The organism is Streptococcus mitis (genome assembly GCF_002096845.1).
In the GTDB taxonomy this organism is placed as follows: domain Bacteria; phylum Bacillota; class Bacilli; order Lactobacillales; family Streptococcaceae; genus Streptococcus; species Streptococcus mitis_A.
In genome coordinates this window covers 1-203 of sequence record NZ_NCVK01000050.1, presented here as the reverse complement: position 1 = coordinate 203, position 203 = coordinate 1, and the positions used below count along the sequence as shown (strand labels likewise).

Below are 203 nucleotides of genomic sequence, written 5' to 3'. Positions count from 1 at the left end.
TCAACTGGTGTCTTAGTTCCTGCTTTACCTGTTAGATCTGTTTTGATTTCTGGTTTAGCTGGAGCTTTGGTATCTGCTGTTGCTTTTTCTGGTGTACTTGGTTCTGACACATTGCCTGCTGGATCTGTTGCTTTCGCTGTTACGTCTCCTGCTGGAAGCTCTTTCGTTGGTGTGATTGTAGCTTTTCCGTTTTCGTCCGCTAC

General features: G+C 45.3%; 1 protein-coding gene. It reads right to left on the bottom strand.

Going from position 1 to position 203, the window contains the following annotated elements; genetic code table 11:
- A partial coding sequence (locus tag B7695_RS11125; protein ID WP_158086399.1) for an Ig-like domain-containing protein occupies positions 1–203 on the bottom strand: 203 nt, incomplete at both ends.